This is a genomic window from Elusimicrobiota bacterium (assembly GCA_026388095.1).
Taxonomy (GTDB): Bacteria; Elusimicrobiota; Elusimicrobia; order UBA1565; family UBA9628; genus UBA9628.
On record JAPLKL010000018.1, the window covers coordinates 58753 to 81510 of the forward strand.

Sequence of the window (22758 nt, forward strand, 5' to 3'; positions counted from 1 at the left end):
ATGAACATCATCGTCTGCATCAAGCCCGTGCCGGACCCTTCCCGCTTCGACAAGCTTCGCCTCGACCCGGACACCATGCTCCTGCGCCGCGACGAGGTGCCCTCGGTCATCAACCCCCTGGACCGCAACGCCCTGGAGGCCGCGGCCGCGCTCAAGGCCCGTCACAAAGGCAGAGTCAGCGCGCTGTGCATGGCCGCGCCGGGCGCGGCGGAGCAGCTCCAGGAGGCCTTGGCCCTGGGCTGCGACCGGGCCTGCCTCCTGACCGACGCGGCTTTCGCCGGCGCCGATACCTTGGCCACGGCCCGCGTCCTGGCCGCGGCCGTGCGCAAGCTCGGAGCCTTCGATCTCATCCTCTGCGGCGCCTACACCGCCGACGGCAGCACGGGCCAGGTGGGCCCCCAACTGGCCGAGCTCCTGGGCATCCCGGACCTGACCTTCGCCCGCTCTTTGGAGGTCAAGAAGCGGAAGCTGCACGCGCACTGCCTGCGCGAGGACGGCCAAGCCGTGTGCGAGACGGACCTCCCGGCTCTAGTCACCTTGGACCAGTCGGCCAACGTCCCGCGCTTGACCCCGCTCTCCGGCCTGCGGCCGGCCGCGGGCAGGAAGATCTCGACCTGGTCGGCCCGCGACCTGCGCCTCTCCCCCTCCTTCGTGGGGCTGGCAGGCTCGCCCACCCGCATGCTCAACATCTTCACCCCGCCGGTCAAGCGCAAGGGCGAGATGCTCCAGGGCTCGGCCGACGAGGCCGCGGCCCAGCTTTTGGAGAGGCTGCGGCGGGACAAGGCGCTATCATGAAACCCTCTCTTTGGATCTGCGTCCCGCATCAGAACGGCCGGCCCGACCCCGTCGGGCTGGAGCTGCTGGGCAAGGGCCGCGCGCTGGCCGAGAGCGCCGGCATGGTCCTGGAAGCCGTGGTCCTGGGCGCCGGAGCCGCGCCAGCGGCCAAGGCCCTCCTGGAGCACGGACCGTCCACGGTCTACGTCCTCGACGACCCGCGCCTGGAGACAGGCGGCACTCCGGTCCGGGCCTATGCGCTGGCCGAGCTGGCCAAGAGGCGCAAGCCCGAGGTCCTGCTCCTGTCCGCGCTGCGCGAGGATTCCGCCCTGGCCTCCCGCGCGGCGGCGCGCCTGGGCACGGGCCTCAGCGCCCATTGCGTGGACCTCAAATTCGACGGCTCCAGCCTCATCCAGACCGTGCCCGGCTTCGGCGGCAACGTCATGGCCAACATCGTCTGCCCTGACCGGCGGCCGCAGATGGCGACCGTGGCGCCGGGAGTGTTCGCCCCGGTCCCCGGCCGGGCCCCGGGCGCCAAGGTCGTTCGGGAGAAGGTCTCTTTGCCGCGCGGCCTGCGCGGGGTACGGACCCTGTCGGTGCGCGCCGAGTCGGACGGCTCCGGCCCGGCCGCGCTCAAGAGCGCCCGCGTGGTGGTGGCCGGCGGGCACGGCGTGGGCTCGCGCAAGGACTGGGCCCTGCTCGAGGACCTGGCCCGCGCGCTGGGCGGCGCGGTGGGCGCGACCCGGCCGCCCGTGGATGAAGGCTGGGCCAAGACGCGGCAGATGATCGGCGCCAGCGGCATCTCCATCAAGCCCCGCCTCTACATCGGCGCGGGAATCTCCGGGATGATGCACCACACCGTGGGCATCCAGGGCGCCAAGACCATCGTGGCCGTCAACCGCGACCCCAAGGCCCCCATCTTCCAGACCGCGGACTACGGCATCGTGGGAGACCTCAAGGAGGTCATCCCGGCCCTGCTCCAGCGTCTGCGCACCGGCAAAGGCCTGGCCGCCAAGATCAAGCCCGCGGGCTGCGCGCGCACCTCCCAGTCGTACCGGGAGAGTCTGAGCAAGATGCGTCCCAACATCCACAAGTTCGGCCGCTTGATCACGGACGTGGCCTGCGATCCCCTGACCAAGCGCACCGTGGAAGGCCACGCCCAGCTCTTCGACGCGGCCCGCGACCCCAAGCATCAGGACCTCTTCACCACGACCTCCCACCTGACGGGCAAGCGCGTCTCGCGCTACCTGTCCTTGCTGCAGTCGCCCGAGGACGTCTTCGCCTTGAGCCGCATGAAGCGCGCGGCCTTCAACCTGACCGGCACCTGCACCGGAGGCCGCTGCGTGGGCGGAGCGGCCCTCAACGCCATGTGGTCCGTCACCTGGGACCTCGACCAGGCGCAGGGCACCGATTATCATCAGCGGCTGCGCCGCTGGCTGCGCGACGCCCAGGAGCGCGACATCACCGTGGCCGGCGCGCTCACCGACCCCAAAGGCAACCGCAAGCTCCCCCCCTCCCGCCAGGCCGACCCGGACTCCTATCTGCGCGTCGTGGCCCGGCGCCAGGGCGGCGTGGTGGTGCGCGGGGCCAAGGTCATGATCTGCGGCGTGGCCGCGGCCCAGGAGATCTTCGTGATGCCGGGCACGCGCCTGAAGCGCTCGGAGGCCGACTACGCGGTGAGCTTCGTCATCCCGCGCGACGTGCCGGGCCTGACCATCGTGGAGGCGCGGCGGCCGTCCGACACGCGCGAGCAGGAGGAGGGCTTCGACAACCCCGTGGCCCGCGGCGGCATCACCCAGGCCTATCTCTTCTTCGAGGACGTGTTCGTGCCGAAGGAGCGCATCTTCCTCCACGGCGAGTACGCCGCGGCCGAGGACGCGGTCACGCGCTTCACTTTGCCCTACCGCTCCGCCATCGGCGGCTGCGTGGCCGGGCAGGGCGACGTGATGGTCGGGGCGGCCATCCTCATGGCCCGGGCCAACGGCCTGCAGGAGAAGGTGTTCCGCGACAAGCTGGTGCGCATGCTGGTCAACAACGAGACCACCTTCGGGGTGGGCCTGGCCGCGGCCGTGCTGGGGCGCAAGCATCCCTCGGGGAGCTGGCTGCCCGACTCCCTGATGGCCAACATCAACAAGGTCCACGTGGCCACCCTGCCCTACGAGACCAAGCGCCTGACCCAGGAGATCGCGGGCGGCATCGCGGAGACCGGCTGCATGCCCTCGGCCAAGGATTTCCTTGACGAGCGCTATGGGCACCTCATCCGCAAGTACCTCAAGGCGCACGCCCCGGCCGAGACCCGGGCCCGCATCGCGCGCCTCATCGAGTGGCTGACCATCGGCGCGGGCGTGCCGGGCTGCATGCACGGCGGCGGCTCGCCCGACGGGGCGCGGCTCTCCGTCTTCGCCGACGCCAAGCTCAAGGAGATGGCGGACCTGGCCAAGCGCCTGGGCGGCATCTCCGACATCTCCCTGGAGGGCTGAGTGGAATTCCACGAGACGGTCCGCGCGCGGCAGTCCGTGCGGGAGTTCAAGCCCGACCCGGTCCCGTCCGAGGTCCTGCTGCGCCTGCTGGAGGCCTTCCGGGCCGCGCCCTCCTGGGCCAATGTCCAGCCCTGGGAGCTGATCCTGGTCCAGGACCCGGAGCTCAGGCGCCGGCTGCAGCAGACCCTCTCGCCGGGCAACCCCGCCACCAAGGCCGCAGTCGAGGCGCCGGTGCTGGTCTGCGCGGTAGGCATCGCGGGGCGCTCCGGCTGGTACAAGGGCAAGCCCGTGACCGCGCGCAACGACGAGTGGATGCTCTTCGACCTGGGCATCGCCTGCGAGCACCTGGCTTTGGCCGCGGCCGCCGAGGGGCTGGGCACCGTGCATGCGGGCTACTTCGACTTCGCCAAGGCCGGGGAGATCCTCGGGGTCCCGGTCGGCCGCAGCGTGGTGGAGCTCATCCCTCTAGGCTACCCCGCGCGCCTGCCCAGGCGGGTGGAGCGCAAGCCTCTAGCCGAGTTCGTGTCCTTGGACCGCCACGGCAATCCCTTCCCCTTGCCCGCAGCGAAATGAAGCGGGCCTGCACCAAGAAAGGCGACGCGGGCTTCACGCGCGATTTCTCCGGCCGGCGCCTGGCCAAAGACGACCTGCGCATCTTGGCGCAGGGCAAGTTCGACGCTCTGCAGTCCGCCATCGACCTCGTGCTCCTCGACGCCCGCCGGAGGGACAAGGCCGCGCTCCAGGAGGTCCAGAAGAAACTCTGGCAAAGCGCGGGCGAGCTCGCCCGCGCCTCGCGCGCCTGCGTGCCCTGGCCCGTGACCCAGGACGACGTGGAGGCTCTCGAGAGGCACCTGGCGGGCCTGGGAGCTACCCCCCGCAAGTTCGTGCGCTTCGACACTCTGCGCGCCGTCCATTACAACGAGTGCCGGATCCGGTGCCGGGAACTGGAATCTTCCTGCACCAGGCTCCTGCGGGCCAAGAAGCTGCGGCCGGAGGTGTACAGCTACCTCAACCGGCTCTCCAGCCTGTTCTTCATGCTGGCCTGCCGGGCCTCGCGCGCCAAATCCTGATGCCGGCCCCGGTCTTCACCATAGACTGCCAGTACCTCCATCCCCGCTATGCGGCCTCCTATCTGCTCGTGGAGGGCGGCCGGGCCCTTTTCGTGGACAACAACACGGCGCGCGCCGTCCCGCTGCTGTTGGAAAGACTCGGTCAGGAAGGACTGACCCCGGAGCAGGTGGACTACGCCATCGTCACGCACGCCCATCTCGACCACGCCGCGGGCAGCCGGGCACTGGTCGACGCCTGCCCGAATGCGACGCTTCTTGCTCACCATAAGGCCGCAGGGCACATCATCGATCCTACACGCCTGATCGCCAGCGCGAAGAAAGTCTATGGAGAAAAGGCATTCGATGAGCTATACGGGGCCGTAGCAGGCGTGCCTGAGAGCCGGGTCCGCTCCATGCAAGACGGAGAAGTCCTTCGTTGGGGCGGCCGCGAGCTCACTTTTCTCCATACGCGAGGGCATGCCAACCATCATGTCTGCGTCTATGATCCGGCCTCGGGAGGAATATTCACCGGCGACGCCTTCGGGTTGGCGTATCCTGACCTGCAGAAGGGAGGATTGTTTGTTTTTCCCTCTACCAGCCCCACAGGATTCCAGCCGGCAGAGGCGCGGGCCAGCATAGAGCGCATCCTCAAGACCGGCGCCCAGCGGGCTTTCCTGCCTCATTTCGGGGAGCTTGGCGAGCTGCCGGCCGCTGCAGAGCAGCTATTCGAACACTTGGATTTCTCGGCCCGGCTCCTGGAGGATGCAGTCCATTCAGGCGTGAATGATGCGGAACTGGCCGGCTTTTGCGAGGCTGCCCTGCGGGAGCATTTCCGCTCTGCCCTGGAACGCTTGGGCATTGCTCAGGCCAAGACCTGGGACATGCTCAAGCTCGACATCGAGCTCAATGCCGCGGGCATCGCCCACGCGGCGCGCCGGAAACGCTCTTCCGCGCCCGGACACTGATTGCTAGTCCAGCTTCGGCCGCAAGGCGTACACCCCCGGGTACATCCCCCCCCTTTTCCCTAGGGAAAACACCGCAGAACGGACTATAGAAACACGATGGCGGAGAGTCTATCCGACATTTAAGGCCCGCACGGTTTCCCGGCGCCGTGGATGCCGCCCGGAAAGTAACATGATTCGAGGGGCTTGGAGACCCACTTGTCGCGGCCGTTGCCGTCGTAAGCGGCCGAAGTGCGCGTCCGGCTCACTGTCCCATTGCCGAAGTCGTCGATCATGTCCACGACGATGCTATGCGGCCGGCTCCGGCCGGGGATGAGCACGAAATAGACCAAGCCGCGGTTGAGCTCGGCCGGGCCGAAGGTGGCGTCCCGGCCGCTGGGGCTTCCATCGACCTTAGCCCTGAACGTGATGCGCTGGTTGGCCCAATAGCCGGGCATGATGGTGTGATGATAGCGGACCACGTCGGCTTGTCGCCCGTCCGTGGCGGCCGCGGTCCGGCCGTCCCAGAAGACCTCCCTGAGCGCCTGCTGCGGGGGCGCCGCAGCCGCTTGCTCGACAGGGGGGAGCCGCTCGCCGCCGGTCACCGAGACGCCGTCGACCTCCTCCCGCAAGGCTCCGGGCAGCACCATCATGGTCGAATCCGCCGGAGCGGTCTCTGGGGCCGGGGGCGCCGGCACGGCCGCCACGGCCCGGACCGGCTCAGGCCGCACCGCGACGGCAGGAGTCTTCATGCGGGAAAACCCCGTCCAGAGGAAGGCGGCTGCGACGGCCAGGAAGGCGGCCACGGCCCCGGCGGTGAGCCCGTGCCGCGGCGGCCCCGGTGCCTGGAACCGGGGCCGGGGCGTGTAGGGGTCCCGGGACATCTCCAGAGGTGCCGAGCCCGGCAAGCGCGGGCTCGGGACCGGCTTCGGGCTTTCCTGGGGGCGGGAGTCGGGCTCCTTCATCGGGCTTTGGATTGTAATAGGGATAAGCACGTTTCTGAGAACATATTGGACCTTATCGTAAGCAACCATCCAATCCAGGCCCCCGAGGGGGCCTGGATTCGGCTATAATACCAAAACGCCGCCGGAGTGAGCGTCCGGATCGGGTGGGATTCTTCAGGTTGACGGCGTGGAGGCAGAGCCGTGGCTACGCGGAGTGGAAATCATCCGCCGGAGGAACGTCGACTGCTTCGTATAAGTCACTTCGCGGGTCGAGCTGACACTCCTCCCCCGGCGGCCCGCACATAGCCTCGACTAATTTAGTCCGCGCGGGCATCGTCTTCGGGAATTCCGTCGGAAGGCCAAGGTGCTCCAACAGCCGGACCAACTCCTGGTCGTTCATGATGACCGCCACAGGCACCATGGTCGCGGCGCAGCGCGGGCAGACCAACGGGTCAACCTCGAAGACCCGGTTCAGGCAGGCGGCCCAGGAACGTACGCTCTTGCTGACCGCTTCCTTGGCCCCCTCCACTTTCTTTCGCAGACGAGCCTTGGCCGTGCCCCGGCTCGCCTCGGCCACCAGCGACGCCCGCAGCGGCGAGTTCGGCCCCAAAGCCCCGTAGTAGCGCAGAAGATTCCTGCGCGCCGGCGGGATCAGCAGACCCCAGCGCCTAAGGAATTCCACCGGCTCGAACCGCAAAGCCAAGGTCAGACCATTCTTAGGCTCGGTGCGGTAGACGACCCGGTCATTCTTCGGCTGATACGACAACCGCTTAGGCGCGAGCGCCGGCTTGGCGCAATAGAAAAGGACGCGCTCCAGCCCCTCACGATCCCCGCCCGGCACGAACACCTTGGCGTGCAGGGAGAAACCCGAGTTCTGCCAGGACAGCATCTCTTTAGCCATATCATCGGGGATGGCGCCCAGCCTGCGCAAGCGCCTGAGAATCTTGTGGCGCAAAGACTCGGTCATAAGCTCGATGTCCCGCTCTGACGGCTCGGCAGCGGCGTGGAACCTGAGCTTCGAGCCCAACAAGCCCGGCTCAAAGCTGAAGCGCCCCTCCGAGACCACCGCGTGCACATGCGGATGCAGATTCAGCGAACGGCCCGCGCGCTGGATGAAGTGAAGCTGGGCCGCGGCCGTGCCCGCGCATCTCCTGCGCAGGAGACGCTCTATCTCACGGGCCAGGATGCGGCTTATCTCGCCCGGCAAAGCGGCGCTCTGGTTGACGTACCACCTCAGCCGCTTGGGAATGGTCAAGACATATTGCCGATAGCCCACCGCGGGCAGAAGCCGGTCCGATGCGTCGGCCATGATGATCGCCGCGCGCTTGGCGTCGCAGTGCGGGCAGAAGCCCCGGCGCTTGCAGGAGAAAGCGACGAACAGGTCCTCCCCGCACTGCGGGCACCGGAAGCGCATTACGCCGAAGCGCGCGATGCCGCACTCCAAGTACTTCTGCAAGTGCTGGAGAACGCCCACAGGCGGCCGATGACGAAGATCCTGAGGCCGCCGCAGGGCCAGCGCGAAGTCCTCGATATGGTCGAGCACCAGCCTATGCAGCGGCCCCCTGGCCGTGTCTCGCGACCGGTAGGACCCAGCCCCCGTTGCCCCCACCTACAATATACGAACGAGGGCCCGATTTGTTCCCTGGCCAGGGCCACCAGCCGCCGCAGGGCACTTTACGAATCACTTTACTTATACTTTACTTATTGGTATGATATCTTCGTGCCCTTCACCCCCACCTTCCAGGCCACTCCCCATCTCCTCAAGGTCTTGGAGGAGATCGCCTCCCTCAACGCCCGCATCCAGAGCGCGGCCATAGGCGTAAGCTGGATACCCAACCTCCAGAGAGAAGCCGCCGCCCGGCAGACCCACGGCTCCACGGCCATCGAAGGCAATCCCTTGACCCTGCCCGAGGTCCAAATCATCGCCAGCGGCGGCGATCTGCCCCAGGCCAAACCCCGCGCCATCCAGGAGGTCCTAAACTACCTGGCCGCCCTGCGCTTCATCGAAAAGAACGCCAAAGCCAATAAAATCGAGACCACGGACGTGCTCAAATTGCACTCGATCATGGGACAAAGGGGCGCTCTGGACCGCGAACCGATCGGCCTCTTCAGACCCTACCAGGTCAAGGTCGGCATGCACATGCCCCCCACCCCGAAGGGTGTGCCCCGCCTCATGACCGAACTGCTGGAATGGCTCAACGGCCCTGGCCGCGCTTGGCCGGCGGTCGTGAGCTCGGCCATCCTCCATTACCAATTCGAGTTCATCCACCCCTTCGGCGACGGCAACGGCAGAGTCGGCCGAGCTTTGGCCACCTGGGAACTCTACCGCAAGCAGTTCGACACCCACCACATCTTTGCCGTCGATGAGGTCCTCCTGGAAGACCGGCAGAGCTACTACCGCGCCCTGCATCGTGTTCAGAGCGAGGGCCAGGAATTATCCGGCTGGGTGGAATACATCGCCGAAGCCATCAACGAAGCGCTGGAGCGAACATGGAAGCGCATCCAGGCCGTCAGTGCCGCTGCCAAAGACAAGGCCCTGACGCTGACGCCCAAACAGGAACGGCTCATCACACTGCTGCGCATTGAGCCGCTCGGCATCCAGGCGATCCAGGAGGCGCTCAAGGTCACCAAGCCAGGGGCGCATTTCATCATCAAGCCTCTGTTGGCGGCGGGCCTGATCAAGCGTGTAGGCGGGCATAAGACCGGAAAATACGTCTTGGCCTGATAACGAAGCGAGCCTGAAGGTTTTTAGGGCGCGATCTTGAGCACGACCTTGCCCATGGGCCCGGCGGCCAGACGGGCGAAGGCCTCGGGAAGGCGCTCGAACTCCCACTCGGAATCGACCAGCGGCGCGGCGCCGGTCTTCTTCAGCAGCTTCAGCACCGAGTCCCAGGCCGCGTGGGCTTCCCGTCCCTGATAGGCCGCCACATTCACCCCGCCGATGCGCAGCTTCCTGAAGAAGAGGCTGGCCGTATTGAACGAGGGCACGGGCCCGGCCAGCCGGCCCACGCAGGACACCTTGCCGCCGGCGCCCAAAGTCTCCAGCACCTGGTTGAACGACTCGCCGCCGATGGTGTCCACGGCCAGATCCACCTTGCCGCCCTTGAGGAACTCCTTGACGCGCTTCGGCCACTGCGGGTCGTTGGGATCCACGACCGACTGCGCCCCCTGCTGGCGGAGCTTCTCGGCCTTGCCCGCGTCGCGCGACATGGCGAGCACCGTATGCCCCATGGCCCGGGCCAAGTGCACCGCGGCCACCCCCACCCCTCCGGAGGCGCCGGTGACAAGCACCGTCGACGGTGGCAACTCACCCCACATGGTCAGGGCCTGATAAGCGGTGAGATAGACCAGCGGAGCCGCGGCGCTCTGCTGGGGACTCCAGCCGGGAGTCGGCGCGGCCAGGCAGTCCGCCGGCACCGCCGCGTACTGCGCGAACAGGCCTGGGCGGTTGACCCCCGCCTCGCCGCGCAGGATCACGCGGCGCGCTCCGCTGGCCAGGCCCTGCACGCCGGGACCCACGGCGACCACGGTCCCCAGGCCGTCGCGGCCCAGGATATGGGGCAAGACCGGGCGGGCCGGATAGAGCGCTTCGGCCAGGTAGCGGTCCGCCGGATTGAGGGAAGCGAACTCCACGCGCAGGAGCACTTCGCCTTCGCCGGGCCTGGGCTCGGCGGTCTCCCCGAGCCGGAGGTTCTGGAGCGAGCCTATCTTGTCGAGCAGCCAGGCGCGCATCATGGCGAGACCTCCCCCCGGCTCAGACCGTGGAGATGCTCCATCCCCTTATTTGAATTGTCAAATTTCAAGACCTGACCCCCTCATGCCTGACCCCCTCATGCGGGCGCATCCAGATGGGCCTCAGATAAGGCTCCGGACGGCGCAGGCCCTTGGCCCGCTCCAATGCGGCCAGCAATATCCTGCGCATCCGGGGCGGGCTCAAGGCCCGGCCCGCCGGCGCTCCCAGCCTGCCGCGGATGAAAGCGGTCACATCTTCCGAGACCGCGGAAAAATCAACGGCCAGGCCCGCCTCGTCGCCGAGCGCATGCCGCGCCAAAGCCCGGTTGCAGAGAGCCCAATCATTGGCCTGGCCGTGCCGGAGGCAGTCCGTCAGCTCCGCCGCGGCCTCGGCGTGACGGCCCATGAGCCTGTAGGCCTCGCCCCTCCACACGCGGGACTCGATGTCCCGGGGATCCGCCGCGATGGCGGAGTCGAGGTCGGCCAAGGCTCCGCGGCAGTCCCCCAGCTTCAAGCGCGCGGCGCCGCGCCAGCCGCGAGCCCAGGAGAGGGCTCCGGACGCGACAGCCTCGTCGAGCTTGGCCAAAGCCTCGCGGTACCGCCCCAGCCACAGGAGCGCCTCGCCGTGCCACGCCATGACCTCGGCCTTGGCCAAGACGTCGGCGGCGCGCCGCGCGCGCTCGAACTCGCGCAGCGCGCCGGCCGCCTCGCCCCGGGCCAGCCTGGCCTCCGCCAGCCGGCAGCGCAGCCCCCAGTCCTCGGGCAGCAGCCGCAAGAGGCGGCGGCAGGCCCCGATGACCCAGCCGTAGTCTCCCCTGGACAGGCGGTAGGTCACGAAAGGATGATGCCGATAGACCTCGCGCGGGCTGCGGGCAGGCCCGATGCGCCGGTACTCGGCCATCACCTCCCTCAGCGTCCCGATCCGCGCCAGGAGGCTGCCGCGGCAATAGGCGTACCAGGCTCGGGACGTCTTATCCCCGCCGGCCCTGCGCAGACGCTTGAGCTCCGAGGCGCAGAAGCCCCTCAGGCCCGCCGGATCCCAAGGGCCGACCCTCTGCCACCACGGCCACTGAAAGGCGTTGGGGTTGGCCACCGTCACGGATCTCCGGAGCATGGCTTCCGCCAGCCGGAAGGCCGCGGGATAGCGGCGCGCGCACAACAGCGCCGAAAAGACCTCCGGCCACGCCTGCGCCGCGCCGCTGGGCTGCCGGGCGGCGGCCGCCTCGACGGTCTTGCGGGCCTGCGTGAGCCGGCCGGAACGGATCAGGATCCGAGCCAGCTCGTTGGGCGGCCAAGGCGATGCCGGATCGGCCAGCGCGGCCCCGCGGAAGGCCCTCTGCGCCGCGCCGCCGCGCCCGAGCCTCTCGCGCACCCGCCCCAAGGCCATGAGGCCCTCATACGACGACGCTCCCAGCCGCAGAGCGCGCAGCAGGTGCTCCTGGGCCGGCCGCAGCCGGCCGCGGCCCTCGAGGAACCTGGAGAAATCCAATTCCAGGGCTCCGGAGGCCGGGTTGGCGAGCAGAGCCCTGCGATAGGACCGCTCCGCATCCTGCGGGCGCCCCGCCTTCTCCGCGCTCCGGCCTTGGCGGAGGTCGGCCTCCCACGAGGACAGCCCAGCTCTCGCCACGGGAGCGCGGCTAGGCGGGGACGGCCTTGTAGCCGTAGCAGATCACCCCGGCGTGGCCCACGTCGTGGATCTTGCGGAACTCCAGGCGCAGGGGCATGCCGCTCTTGAGCTCCTCGGGCTCCACGTCCACGATCTGGACCGTGAGCCGGACCTTGTTGGAGAGCTCCACGATGCCCAGGCCGTAGGGCGCGAGCTTGGCGAAGCGCTCCGGCGCGGTGTGCACCACGGTATAGGTGAGCAGCTTGCCGTCCGTGGGCAGGCGCAGCTTGGCGAAGGCCTCCCCCCCGCAGTCCGGGCACTTGAGCCTGGGCGGGAAGAATATCTTCTTGCACTTGCGGCACTGCCCGGCTTCCAGCCGGTAGCGCTGGGGGATCTCGCGCCAGACTCTCTGCGGTTGCATTCTATTTCCCCTCCCGGCCGAGTATGCTGACCACCGACGAGCCGCAGGTCCCGCCCATGTTCTGGGCCAGGCCGACGCGCGCCTTGGAGAGCTGCCTCTCCCCGGCCGCGCCGCGCAGTTGCTCCACGAGCTCCACGATCTGAGCCACGCCGGTCGCCCCGACCGGGTGCCCCTTGGACTTCAGGCCTCCGGAGGTGTTGATGGGCTTGGAGCCCTTCAGGGCCGTGTGGCCCTGCTCCGTGAACTTCCCGCCCTGCCCCGGCTTGCAGAAGCCCAAAGCCTCTATGGCGCAGATCTCGGCGATGGTGAAGCAGTCGTGCACCTCGGCGAAATCGATGTCCTTGGGCGACTTGCCCGCCATCTTGTAGGCGCGCTGAGCGGCCAGCTCGGCGGCTTCCAGGCGGGTGATGTCCTCGCGCTGGGCCAAGGCCATGGCGTCCGCGGCCTGACCCACGCCCAGGACCTTCGCCAACGGCCCCTTCTTGAGCTTGGCCGCCAGCTCCACGGGCGCCAGCACCACGGCCGCGGCCCCATCCGTGATGGGCGAGCAGTCCAGCAGGCACAGAGGCTCGGCCACCTTGACCGAGTTCATGACGTCCTGCACGCTCACCTTCATCTTGAACTGGGCGTTGGGGTTGAGCAGGCCGTTGTCATGGTTCTTGGCCGCGACCATCGCCAACTGCTCGCGGGTGGTCCCGTACTTGTCCATGTGCGCGCGCGCCATCAAGGCGTAGAGGGCCGGGAAGGTGGCGCCCTGATACGCCTCGTAGTCGAAGTCCGCGGCCGTGGACAGGGCGAAGGTGGCTCCGTCGCCGGAGAGGTCAGTCATCTTCTCCACGCCGCCGACCAAAACGAAGTCGCTGGCGCCGGAAGCGACCTCCAGGACCCCCTGGCGGAAGGCGACTCCGCCCGAGGCGCAGGCCGACTCCACCCGGGTCGCGGGCACGCCTTTAAGGCCGGTATAGTCCGCGACCAAGGCGCCCACATGCTCCTGGCTGTTGAAGAGGCCGCCGCTCATGCAGCCCACCAGCAGAGAGTCGATGCGGGGCGCCCCGGAATCCTTGATGGCCTTCAGGGCGGCTTGCGCGAAAAGGTCGCGCAAGGAAGAGCGCCACAGCTCTCCCCAGGGCGACAGGCCGACGCCTATGACCGCTACTGGTCTCATCTTAGTGCTCCTCCGGATTCGGGGACACAATACTTAATTCCGTCCCGGCGTAAGTGCGCATATGAATTAAGTATTGTGTCCCTCAATTCAGTGCTCCTCGCTCATGCGGATCTTGCCGCGCAGCTTGGCGTAGGTGCCGTACTCCAGGTACTTGCGCCGGGGGCTCAGAAGCATGTCCCAGGTCTTCTTGGCCTTGTCCTGCACCTTGGGCAATGCCGCGGTGGCCTTGAACACGAAGCCGTCGCTGCCCGCGCCCGAGCCGTAGGAGATCATCAGCACGAGGTCTCCGGGCTTGGCCACGTCGAGGACCGCGGTCATGCCCAGCGGCGAGGCTCCGGAATAGGTGTTGCCGAGCTTGGGCACCAGGCAGCCGGTCTCGATCTGCTCTTTGGAGAAGCCCGTCACCTTGCCGGCGCGGTAAGGGAACTTGCCGTTGGGCTGATGGAAGACCACGTAGCGGAAATCCTTGGGCTTCAAGCTGGCCTTCTCCATGATCTCGTTGGTGCAGGAGACCACGTGCCGGAAATAGGCTTCCTCGCCCGTAAAGCGCCCCCCGTGCTTGGGGTAGAACATGTGCTCGCGCCGCCAGAAATCCGGCGTGTCGGTCATGTAGGCGTGGGTCTCAAGGAGTTCCGCAACCAGGGCTTCCCGGCCGAAGATGAAGGCCGCGGCGCCCGCAGCCGCGGAGTACTCCAGGGCGTCTCCGGGCGCGCCCTGGGAGGTGTCGGCGCCCACGCCCATGGCGTAGCGGCAGGCGCCGGAGCGCACCAGCTGGGAGGCGATGAACATGCCCTCCGAGCCGGCCTTGCAGGCGAACTCCAGGTCCGCGGTGTGGCAGTGCGGCACCGCGCCCAAGGCCTCGGCCAATATGGTCCCGGTGGGCTTGACCGCGTAGGGGTGCGACTCGCTGCCCACGTAGATGGCGCCGATGTCCTGGGGGTCCACGGGCGCCCTCTGCAGGGCCCGGCGCGCCGCTTCCACGGACATGGTGGCCGTGTCCTGGTCCGAGGAGGGCACGGATTTCTCCTCGAGCATGAGGCCGCGCTTGTAGGCGGCCGCGTCCGCGCCCCAGACTTTCGCGATCTCTTCGGCCTTGATGCGGTTGCGCGGGATGTCCGCGCCCCAGCCGACTATGCCGACCTTCACTTCTGCCATGGAGCCTCCGGAAGGGCCTAATTACATTCTACTTCTTAAAAGCGATGAGGCACTGCCCCACCTCGATCTGCTTGCCCTCCACGGCCAGGACTTGCTCAACGGTGCCGGGGCGCGGGGCCTTGAACTCGAACTCGATCTTCATGGAATCGATGATGACCACGGGCTGGCCCTTCTTGACCTCGTCGCCCGGCTTGACCAGGACCTTGACCACGCGGCCGGGCAAGGGCGAGTTCATGACGGGCTCGTCGGCCTCGCCGTGGTCCCCGTCGGCCACGGAATGGGCCGCGTCCTCCTCCCGTAGATGGAAGCTCTCGCCGTCGATCTGCAGGAAGACTTCCTTGTCCCGGCGCGCCCAATCCACCACCAGCTGGCGGCCGGGCAGGCGCAGGAGGAAGCGGTTGCCGCCCAAAGAGACGGTGGAGACCTCCACCTCTGGCTGGCCTTCCAGGCGCACCAGGAAGCGCTGCCCTTCCTTGCGCACCGTGTAGGTCTGGCGCAGGGACTCGCCGGCGCGGAAGAATCGGTGCTCCATCAGCGCCCCCAGTCCCCCGCGGTCAGCCACGGGTCGTGTCTTGGCGCGGCGGTGCCTTCAGCCGACCCCGCGTTGGCCCGCGCACCGGGCAGGACGGCCGCGGCGATCAGGGCCGCGTCCAAGGAGGTCTGGCGGGGCTGCCAGGCGTGCAGATGCTGCTCCACGAAGCCCGTGTGCAGCTCGCCCTTGGCGAAGGCTTCTTGCTCTATGATGTCCAGGAGATAGTCCCTGTTGGTGGTCAGGCCCAGGATGGCGTAGTCGCGCAGGGCCCGGCGCATGCGCGCGATGGCGGCGGGCCGGTCCTCCCCCCAGACGATGAGCTTGGAGATCATGGGGTCGTAGAAAGAGGACACCTCCGAGCCGGAGCGCACCCCGCAATCGTTGCGCACGCCCGGGCCGGCAGGCTCGCGCAGCCAGGCGATGCGCCCCGGGCTGGGCAAGAATCCGTTGGCCGGGTCCTCGGCGTAGAGCCGGCACTCCAAGGCGTGGCCGCGGGCCTCGGGCGCCCGCTTCCAGCGCAAGGGCCGGCCCTCGGCGATGCGGATCTGCTCGGCGACCAGGTCCAGGCCCAGGACCAGCTCCGTGACCGGATGCTCCACCTGCAGGCGGGTGTTCATCTCCAGGAGGAAATAGTCCCCGCCTTCATCGACGATGAACTCCACGGTCCCCGCGTTGACGTAGCCCACGACCGCGGCCAAGCGCTCGGCGGTCCTGCCCATCTTGTCCCGGAGCTCCGGCGTCATCAGGGGAGACGGGGTCTCCTCGACGATCTTCTGGTGGCGGCGCTGGATGGAGCACTCGCGCTCGTTGAGATGGACCACGCTGCCATGGTGGTCGGCCAGGATCTGGAACTCGATATGGCGCGGCCGCGCCAGATATTTCTCGACGAAGACCTCCGCGCTGGCGAAGGCCTTCTGGGACTCGCGCTTGGCCATCTCCAGGAAGGGCTCGAAATCCTCGTCCTTGCGCACCACGCGCATGCCCTTGCCGCCGCCGCCGGCCGCGGCCTTGATGAGCACGGGGTAGCCCATCTTGCGCACGGCGAGGCGGAAGGCTTCCCGATCGCCGTTCTCGGTCACGGCCGGGATGACCGGCACGCCATGCTTGAGCGCCAAGGTCCGGGAATTGAGCTTGTTGCCCAATTGCCGTATGGCCGCGGCCGAGGGGCCGATGAAGACCAGGCCGGCCTTGAACACCGCCGCGGAGAAATCCGGGTTCTCGGAGAGGAAGCCGTAGCCGGGGTGGATGGCGTCGGCCCCGGTCTTGGCCGCCGCCTCCAGGATGCGGTCCATGCACAGATAGCTCTGAGCCGAGGCCGCGGGGCCGATGAAGAAGGCCTCGTCGGCCATGGCCACGTGCGGAGCCTCGGCGTCGGCCTCGGAATAGACGGCGACGGACGCGATGCCCATCTCCCGCAAGGTGCGCATGATGCGCACCGCGATCTCGCCTCGGTTGGCTACCAGGACCTTGCGGATGGGCTTAATTCCAGACACAGGGCTTCTTCTCCAAGAAAGAATGCATCCCCTTCTGCGCCTCGGCTCCGGCGCGCAGCTTGGCGATGACCTCCACTGCGTACTCCAGGGCGGCGTCGAGGCTTTGCCCGGGCACCCGCTCCAGGAGCTCTTTGACCACGGCCTGGGCGCCGGGCGCGGCCTCGGCCAGGCTGGCGGCGATGCGCTTGGCGCGGGGGATGAGCCCCTCGGGAGAGACGACCTCGTCGACCAGGCCGAGCTGGAGGGCCGCGGCCGCGTCGAAGCGCTCGCCCGAGAGCATGTAGCGGCGCAGGGCCCCAGCGGGAGCCCGGCGCAGGAGGAAGGGGGAGATGCAGGCCGGCACCAGGCCCAGGCGCACCTCGCTGAGGCTGAAGACCGCGACGGTGGAGGCGACTGCGATGTCGCAGGCGCCCAGGAAGCCCATGCCTCCGCCTATGGCCGCGCCGTTGACCGCGGCGATGGTGGGCTTCTTCATCGAGTAGAGGGCCTTGAAGGCGTCGGCTATGGCCTGGGAGTCGCGCCGGTTCTCCGGAAGGGTATAGTCCACCACCTCCCGCATCCAGGCCAGGTCCGCGCCGGCGCAGAAGGACTTGCCCCGGCCGCTGAGCACGAGCACGCGCACCGAGCGGTCCTGGTCGATCTCCGTGAAGGCCCGGGCCAGCTCTTTGAGCAGATGGGAGTCGAAGGAATTGCGCTTCTCCGGCCGGGCCAGCCACAAGAGCATGGTCGTGCCTTCGCGCTCGAGCTCGAGGGTGCTGTAGCGGGTCGTCATCACATCCTGTAGAGGCTGGGCGCGAAGTCCGGTATGGGGGCGTTGAGAGACATCGCGATGGAGAGGCCCAAGGCGGTGCGGGTGTCCGCGGGGTCGAGTATCCCGTCGTCCCAGAGCCGGGCCGTGCTGTAGAGGGAGTGGCCCTCGCGCTCGTATTTCTCCAGGATGGGGCGCTTGAACTCGTCCTGCTGCTCCTGGGACATGGGCTTGCCGGCTTTCTCCTGCTGGGCGGCCTTGACCGTGCACAGGACGTTGGCCGCCTGCTCTCCACCCATGACCGAGATGCGCGCCATGGGCCACATCCACAAGAGGCGGGGGTCGTAGGCCCGGCCGCACATGCCGTAGTTGCCGGCCCCGTAGGAGCCGCCCATGATGATGGTGAACTTGGGCACGTTGGCGTTGGAGACCGCGGTCACCATCTTGGCACCGTCCTTGGCGATGCCGCCGCGCTCGTAGCTCTTGCCCACCATGTAGCCGGTGATGTTCTGGAAGAAGAGCAGGGGGATCTTGCGGAAGCAGCAGAGCTCGATGAAGTGAGTGGCCTTGAGCGCGCTCTCCGAGAAGAGGATGCCGTTGTTGGCGAGTATGCCCACGGGATAGCCCATGATGCGGGCCATGCCGCAGACCAAGGTGGTCCCGTAGAGCTTCTTGAACTCGTGGAAGCGGGAGCCGTCTACGATGCGGGCGATGATCTCGCGCATGTCGAACTGCTTGCGGATGTCCTTGGGGATGACGCCGTAGAGTTCCTCGGGAGCGTAGGCGGGCTCTTCAGGCGCGCAGGCGCCGATGTCGGCCCGGGGCCGGTTGCCGAGGTTCTCGACGGCGTTGCGCGCCATGCGCAAGGCCGCGGCCTCGTCGTTGGCGTAGTGGTCGGAGACTCCGGAGATCTTGCAGTGCACGTCCGCGCCGCCCAGGTCCTCGGCGGAGACGTCCTCGCCCGTGGCGGCTTTGACCAGCGGGGGTCCGGCCAGGAAGATGGTGGCCTGCTTGCGCACCATGATGGTCTCGTCGCTCATGGCCGGGATGTAGGCGCCGCCAGCCGTGCAGGAGCCGAGCACCACGGAGATCTGGGGGATGTTCTTGGCCGAGAGCTGGGCCTGGTTGAAGAAGATGCGGCCGAAGTGGTCGCGGTCCGGGAAGACTTGGTCCTGGAGCGGCAGGAAGGCGCCGCCGGAGTCCACGAGATAGACGCAGGGCAGGTTGTTCTCCAGGGCGATGTCCTGGGCGCGCAGGTGCTTTTTGACGGTGATGGGGTAGTAGGTGCCGCCCTTGACCGTGGCGTCGTTGGCGATGACCATGACGTGGCGGCCGTTGACCACGCCGATGCCGGTGACGAGGCCGGCGGCGGGCGGAGAGTCCGGGCCGTAGACTTCGCGGGCGGCCAGGCCGGAGAGCTCCAAGAAGGGGGTGTCGGGGTCGAGGAGGACTTCCAGGCGCTCGCGGACCAGGAGCTTCTTGCGGGACTTGTGGAGCTCGCGCGTGGCCTGGGGCCCGCCGAGCTTGGCCTCTTCGGAGAGGGCGCGGAACTTCTCGACCACGCCGCGGTTGTGCTCGACGTTCTCCTTGAATTGGGCGCTGGAGGTGTCTATCTGGGAGGTGAGTTTATCCATGGGACTGGCTGATTCTACCAAACTTTCCCCCTTTTGCAGGCCCCGGTTCTTTGCTGTTACGCGGTTCCGACGCGAAGCGTCGGAACCCGCCCGGATGCGCGCAGCGCATCTGGGCCATTCCTCGGCTGGTCACTTCCGTTTCTTAGGAAAGCGCCGCGGACAAGCTCAGGCCGTCTGTCGAGAGCGGGGAGAAGTGCTAGGCCGTCCGGCCAGGCGGCATTCCATAAATAGAAGATGCCTTGACATTGCCGTTATGACTGTTATAATGACAGTGTACTAACGGAGGCAGCCATGGTTAAATTCCTCACCAGAGTCGGCAACAGCGAAGCACTCGTCATAGACAAGGCGATACTCTCCCTTCTTCACATATCCGAGACCACGCCCCTGGAGATCACGACAGACGGCAAAAATTTGGTCATCTCTCCGATTTCAGAACCCGGCCAGGTCAAAGAGGCGGTGAAGGCCTATCGTGCCGTGAAAAAGCGGTTCGGCCGCGCGCTGAAGCGGCTGGCGGACTAAATGTCGCCGCGATTCCTCTCTCTCGCGGAAGTCCTCGAGTTCCACGAGGACTTGGTCCGCTCCTTCGGAGGGAAACCCGGCATCCGAGACCTGGCACTGTTGGAGTCCGCAGTGGCCATGCCGCAAAGCGGATCAGGGAAGGAGTACTTTCATGAGTTCCCTTTCGGAATGGCGGCGGCCTATGCATACCACATAGCCCAGAATCATGCATTCGTCGACGGGAACAAGAGGGCCGCTCTGGCAACCGCGCTGGTCTTCTTGGAGATCAATGGATATCCCGTACTGGGCGGCGAAGATGAGTTGGAGGCAGCCACCCGAAAAGTCGCCTCGGGGAAGATGGACAAGGACGGCTTTGCAGGCATGCTTGAGAAGACCTACAGACGCTATAAGGGCGGAGCCTGAGTTGCAGGGCATGCCCAACATTCGCATGAGCCGCCCGCTCAAGCGGTCGGCCCATGCGCCCGGCGGCGGCTCAGCGTTTCGTTCGACAGCTCTAGCATAACGGCCAGGTCGAGGATGCCCCTATTCGACATCGCTTGGACGCCAAGTCGCCCAGCAGGGACAAAAGACTTGAAGTCCCGCATGAGAACCTCGAGTCAGGGCGTCCGGCGCCAGCCACAGCCTGTGTCCTAAAAACGGAGAGTGGCCGCCCACCCAATGGCCCAGACTCGCTGCGCTCGTCTGGGCGGGTCCTGCGCTAACGGCGCAGGACCTCGGGACGGCAACGGCTACTCGTAGCAGCCGATGGCGCGGGCGATGACCAGGCGCTGGATCTCCGAGGTCCCCTCGCCCACCTCGAGCAGCTTCTGGTCGCGGAAGAACCGCTCGATCTGGAACTCGCCCATGAAGCCGTAGCCCCCGAAGAGCTGCAGGCCGTGCGTCACGCACAGCCGCGCCACCTCGGCGCAGTTCAGCTTGGCCATGGCCGACTCCCGGGCGTAAGGCCGGCCCTGGTCCTTGAGCCAGCAAGCCTGGTACAGGTAGAGCCGGGCGTGCTCGATCTGCGTGGCCATGTCCGCCAGCTTGAAGGCGTTGGCCTGGAAGGTCGAGATCGCCGCGCCGAACTGCTTGCGCTGCTTGGCGTAGGCCAAAGCCAGCTCGAAGGCGCCCTGCGCGCAGCCCAGGCCCATGGCCGCGATGGAAAGCCTCCCCGCGTCCAAAGTCCCCAGCATCTGCTTGAAGCCCTCGCCCTGCTTGCCCAGCACCTGCGCGTCGGGAAGCTTCACCTTGTCGAAGTACAGCTCGCCCGTGTCCGAGGCGCGCCAGAGCAGCTTGTCGTGCATCTGCTTGGTGGTGTAGCCCGGCGTGCCCTTCTCGAGCAGGAAGCAGGTGTACTCCTTCTTGCCGTCCGCCCGCTTGCCGCTGACCGCCTGCACCGTCGCGCCCAAGGAGCAGTCCACGGTGGCGTTGGTGATGAAGACCTTGGCGCCGCTGAGCTGCCAGCCCCCGTCCACCTTCGTGGCCTTGGTCTGGGTCCCCCCCGCGTCGGAGCCCGCCTCCGGCTCGGTCAGGGCGAAGGCCCAGACATGGTCTCCCGAGCACAGCCTGGGCAGGTACTTCTCCTTCTGCTCCGCATTGCCGAAATCGTGGATGGGCCCCACGCCCAAAGAGTTGTGCGCCGCCAAGGTCGCGGCCTGCGAGCCGTCCACCCGGGCCATCTCCTCCACCGCGATGATGTAGGAGACGTAGTCCATTCCCTGGCCGCCGTACTCCGGCTCGATCTGCATGCCGAAGAGGCCCATCTCCCCCATGCGCTTGGTCAACTGTGCGGAGAACTCCTCCTTGCGGTCCAGGTCGTGGGCCGCCGGCCGGACCTCCTTTTCCGCGAAGGCGCGCACCGTGTCGCGGATCATCTTATGGTCTTCGGTCAGATCGAATGATAGTGGCATGGACCAAGGATATGAAATGGGCCGGAACCAAGTCAAAAAGAGCGAAGTTCCGGCCCGCAGGATTTGACATTGATTTGAGTATCGGCGATTACAATGTCCAGAAAGAAGGATCCCATGCCCAGCCAGCCTGAGCCCCCGCTGCCGGAGGAGCGCTTCCGCGCCATCATGGACGGCCTGCTGGAAGGCTGCCAGGTCATCGGCCGCGACTGGCGGTACCTCTACATCAATGACGCCGCGGAGCGCCACAACCGCCGGCCCAAGGCCGAGCTCATCGGCCGGCGCTACATGGACATGTGGCCGGGCATCGAATCCACGCCGGCCTTCGCCGCCATCCGGCTCTGCCTGGAGGAAGGCACGGCCCAGAGCGTGGACAACCAGTTCACCTTCCCCGACGGGACCGCAGGGTGGTTCAAGCTGAGCATCCAGCCGGTGCCGGAGGGCGCGTTCATCCTCTCCATGGACGTCACCGAGGCCAAGTCCGCCAACGAAGCCCTGCGCGCCGCTCGCAAGGCCGCGCTCGACCTCACCGAGGACGCGGTCGCGGCGCGGGCCCGCGCGCAGGCCGCCCGCGAGGAATGGGAGCACACCTTCAACGCGGTCCCGGACCTCATCGCCGTGCTCGACGCCCGCCACCGCATCCGGCGCGTCAACAAGGCCATGGCCGACCGCCTGGGCCTCTCGCCCGGAGACTGCGTGGGCCGGGCCTGCCACGAGACGGTTCACGGGAGCTCCCACCCGTTCGGCGCCTGCCCGCACGCCCTGACCTGCTCCGACGGCAAGGAGCATTTCGCGGAGGTCCACGAGGACCGCCTGCACGGCGACTTCCTGGTCAGCACCACTCCCATCTTCGACGAGGCCGGTCGGGTGACGGGAGCCGTGCACGTGGCGCGCGACATCACCGAGGCCAAGAAAGCCGAGGCCGAGCTGCGCGAGGCCGCCAAGCTGCGCACGGACCTCATCTCGCTGATCAACCACGAGTACGCCAACGGCCTGACCAACATGAGGCTGGCCCTGGCCCTGCTGCGCGGCACCGGCCGGCTGGACGCCAGCGCCAGCCACGCCCACGAGGTCATGCTGCGGACGTTGGATAAGCTCAAGGGCTACACCGAGAACTTCCTCAACCTGCACCGCCTGGAGTCCGGGACCTTCGACCTGTCCCTCCAGCCGACGTCCATCCGCTCCGTCCTGCTCGACGACCTGGTCACCTTGACCCCCCTGGCCGAAGCCAAGAAGCAGAGCCTGAGCCTGCAGACCGGGTTCCCGGAGGATCTGCCGGTCGCGGTCCGGGCCGACCCCGACTGCCTCTCGCTGATCATCAACAACCTGGTCACCAACGCGGTGAAGTACACGCCCGAGGGCGGGCGCATCGCCATCCGGGTCTCCGTGGAGAAGACCGTCCCCCCGCAGGTGCGCTTCTCCATCGAGGACACCGGCATCGGCCTGTCCGCCGAAGACCGCGAGCGCGTCCTCTCGGGCCCCTACCGCACGGAGGAGGGCAAGCAGTTGGCCAAGGGCTTCGGCGTGGGCTTGGTCCTGGTCCGCCAGCTCCTGCAGAAGCACGGCAGCCGGCTGGTAGTCGAAAGCGAGCCAGGCCGGGGCTCGCGCTTCTCCTTCTGCCTGCCCGTGTGGGCCGACGCCCCGTCTCCGAGCCCGCCTTCCAGAATGCTATCCTAGGT

General features: G+C 67.5%; 21 protein-coding genes. 9 read left to right on the forward strand and 12 right to left on the reverse strand.

From position 1 onward, the window contains the following. The 5 genes from NTY77_04990 to NTY77_05010 are packed head-to-tail and all read left to right on the forward strand — an operon-like array spanning position 1 to position 5268. Positions 1 to 795, forward strand: a complete 795-nt coding sequence (locus NTY77_04990) for an electron transfer flavoprotein subunit beta/FixA family protein (GenBank protein ID MCX5794829.1) — start codon at positions 1 to 3, stop codon at positions 793 to 795. Further along, positions 792 to 3254 carry an FAD-binding protein gene (locus NTY77_04995; GenBank protein MCX5794830.1) on the forward strand — a complete coding sequence of 821 codons (2463 nt, stop codon included), beginning with the start codon at positions 792 to 794 and terminating at the stop codon, positions 3252 to 3254. The genes NTY77_04990 and NTY77_04995 overlap by 4 nt, the downstream gene beginning before the upstream one ends. Beyond that, the gene (locus tag NTY77_05000) at positions 3255 to 3827 is read left to right on the forward strand and encodes a nitroreductase family protein (GenBank protein MCX5794831.1); all 573 of its coding nucleotides are present in this window, start codon (positions 3255 to 3257) and stop codon (positions 3825 to 3827) included. It begins immediately after the preceding gene. Further along, positions 3824 to 4324, forward strand: coding sequence for an ATP:cob(I)alamin adenosyltransferase (locus NTY77_05005; protein ID MCX5794832.1), 501 nt, complete (start codon positions 3824 to 3826; stop codon positions 4322 to 4324). The genes NTY77_05000 and NTY77_05005 overlap by 4 nt, the downstream gene beginning before the upstream one ends. Further along, positions 4324 to 5268 (forward strand): MBL fold metallo-hydrolase, encoded by a 945-nt coding sequence (locus tag NTY77_05010; protein MCX5794833.1) that lies wholly within the window; start codon positions 4324 to 4326, stop codon positions 5266 to 5268. The genes NTY77_05005 and NTY77_05010 overlap by 1 nt, the downstream gene beginning before the upstream one ends. Positions 5269 to 5387: 119 nt before the next feature. Here the strand turns inward: NTY77_05010 and NTY77_05015 are convergent, their stop codons facing one another. Both NTY77_05015 and NTY77_05020 read right to left on the reverse strand, forming a co-directional pair. Further along, positions 5388 to 6209 carry a hypothetical protein gene (locus tag NTY77_05015; protein ID MCX5794834.1) on the reverse strand — a complete coding sequence of 274 codons (822 nt, stop codon included), beginning with the start codon at positions 6207 to 6209 and terminating at the stop codon, positions 5388 to 5390. A 184-nt stretch (positions 6210 to 6393) separates the two neighbouring features. Then, on the reverse strand, positions 6394 to 7731 hold the full coding sequence (locus tag NTY77_05020) for a transposase (GenBank protein ID MCX5794835.1): 1338 nt from the start codon (positions 7729 to 7731) through the stop codon (positions 6394 to 6396). A 177-nt stretch (positions 7732 to 7908) separates the two neighbouring features. Between NTY77_05020 and NTY77_05025 the strand changes: the two genes are divergently transcribed. Next, positions 7909 to 8913: a Fic family protein gene (locus NTY77_05025; protein ID MCX5794836.1), complete on the forward strand. Its 1005-nt coding sequence runs from the start codon at positions 7909 to 7911 to the stop codon at positions 8911 to 8913. Between the two features lie 23 nt (positions 8914 to 8936). Here NTY77_05025 and NTY77_05030 read toward each other — a convergent pair whose 3' ends face one another. From NTY77_05030 to NTY77_05070, 9 genes are all read right to left on the reverse strand, one after another. Further along, positions 8937 to 9923, reverse strand: a complete 987-nt coding sequence (locus tag NTY77_05030) for a zinc-binding alcohol dehydrogenase family protein (GenBank protein MCX5794837.1) — start codon at positions 9921 to 9923, stop codon at positions 8937 to 8939. Between the two features lie 64 nt (positions 9924 to 9987). Next, entirely contained in the window at positions 9988 to 11547 is a 1560-nt protein-coding gene (locus tag NTY77_05035) for a tetratricopeptide repeat protein (protein MCX5794838.1), read from the reverse strand. A gap of 10 nt (positions 11548 to 11557) precedes the next feature. Further along, on the reverse strand, positions 11558 to 11947 hold the full coding sequence (locus NTY77_05040; protein ID MCX5794839.1) for a Zn-ribbon domain-containing OB-fold protein: 390 nt from the start codon (positions 11945 to 11947) through the stop codon (positions 11558 to 11560). Between the two features lies 1 nt (position 11948). Next, positions 11949 to 13112 (reverse strand): thiolase domain-containing protein, encoded by a 1164-nt coding sequence (locus tag NTY77_05045; GenBank protein MCX5794840.1) that lies wholly within the window; start codon positions 13110 to 13112, stop codon positions 11949 to 11951. An 87-nt stretch (positions 13113 to 13199) separates the two neighbouring features. Then, positions 13200 to 14267 (reverse strand): hydroxymethylglutaryl-CoA synthase, encoded by a 1068-nt coding sequence (locus NTY77_05050; GenBank protein ID MCX5794841.1) that lies wholly within the window; start codon positions 14265 to 14267, stop codon positions 13200 to 13202. 28 nt (positions 14268 to 14295) lie between these two features. After that, positions 14296 to 14799 carry a biotin/lipoyl-binding protein gene (locus tag NTY77_05055; protein MCX5794842.1) on the reverse strand — a complete coding sequence of 168 codons (504 nt, stop codon included), beginning with the start codon at positions 14797 to 14799 and terminating at the stop codon, positions 14296 to 14298. Beyond that, positions 14799 to 16292 carry an ATP-grasp domain-containing protein gene (locus NTY77_05060; GenBank protein MCX5794843.1) on the reverse strand — a complete coding sequence of 498 codons (1494 nt, stop codon included), beginning with the start codon at positions 16290 to 16292 and terminating at the stop codon, positions 14799 to 14801. Before NTY77_05060 ends, NTY77_05055 begins: the two co-directional genes overlap by 1 nt. Beyond that, positions 16279 to 17064 carry an enoyl-CoA hydratase-related protein gene (locus NTY77_05065; protein MCX5794844.1) on the reverse strand — a complete coding sequence of 262 codons (786 nt, stop codon included), beginning with the start codon at positions 17062 to 17064 and terminating at the stop codon, positions 16279 to 16281. The genes NTY77_05060 and NTY77_05065 overlap by 14 nt, the downstream gene beginning before the upstream one ends. Beyond that, complete coding sequence (locus NTY77_05070) at positions 17064 to 18674, reverse strand: methylcrotonoyl-CoA carboxylase (protein ID MCX5794845.1); 1611 nt, start codon at positions 18672 to 18674, stop codon at positions 17064 to 17066. The genes NTY77_05065 and NTY77_05070 overlap by 1 nt, the downstream gene beginning before the upstream one ends. Before the next feature lie 291 nt (positions 18675 to 18965). Here NTY77_05070 and NTY77_05075 point away from each other — a divergent pair, with 291 nt between their 5' ends. Further along, a complete protein-coding gene (locus NTY77_05075) occupies positions 18966 to 19193 on the forward strand; it encodes an AbrB/MazE/SpoVT family DNA-binding domain-containing protein (protein MCX5794846.1) in 228 nt (75 codons plus the stop codon). Further along, a complete protein-coding gene (locus tag NTY77_05080; GenBank protein MCX5794847.1) occupies positions 19194 to 19595 on the forward strand; it encodes a type II toxin-antitoxin system death-on-curing family toxin in 402 nt (133 codons plus the stop codon). A 326-nt stretch (positions 19596 to 19921) separates the two neighbouring features. Here NTY77_05080 and NTY77_05085 read toward each other — a convergent pair whose 3' ends face one another. Then, entirely contained in the window at positions 19922 to 21082 is a 1161-nt protein-coding gene (locus NTY77_05085; GenBank protein MCX5794848.1) for an acyl-CoA dehydrogenase family protein, read from the reverse strand. A gap of 114 nt (positions 21083 to 21196) precedes the next feature. On the opposite strand from NTY77_05085, the gene NTY77_05090 reads away from it, so the two are divergent. Continuing rightward, positions 21197 to 22756, forward strand: coding sequence for a PAS domain-containing sensor histidine kinase (locus NTY77_05090; GenBank protein ID MCX5794849.1), 1560 nt, complete (start codon positions 21197 to 21199; stop codon positions 22754 to 22756). Positions 22757 to 22758 lie beyond the last annotated feature (2 nt).